Annotated in this window: 1 pseudogene; it reads left to right on the top strand. The window is 65.5% G+C overall.

Features of this window, described 5'->3' with window-relative positions:
* Positions 1-290, top strand: a pseudogene (locus N826_RS44685) (hypothetical protein); the annotation flags it as partial.

Genomic DNA, 290 nt, shown 5'->3' with positions numbered 1-290 from the left:
ATGCAGTGGCGCGCCATCGGCCTGCTGTGCGACATCCCGTTCGGCACGCTCTATACCCTGTTCGCCCGCTGGAGCCGGATCGGCCTGTGGCGCCGGCTGCTCAACCGCCTGATTCTGGGCTGGCGGCAGGCTTGCGGCGACAAAGCCATGCCCAGCGCCGTCATCATCGACAGCCGCTCCTGTCGTTCAGCGCCGACTTGCTTCGGGCGCGGCTTCGATGGCGGCAAGAAGATCAAGGGCATTAAGAATCTGTTCGCAGGCAGAGCGTGCCGCCCTGTGCTGACCGGGAT

The organism is Skermanella aerolata KACC 11604 (genome assembly GCF_000936425.1).
GTDB classification, from domain to species: Bacteria; Pseudomonadota; Alphaproteobacteria; order Azospirillales; family Azospirillaceae; genus Skermanella; species Skermanella aerolata.
This window is presented reverse-complemented; position numbering and strand designations above follow the sequence as displayed.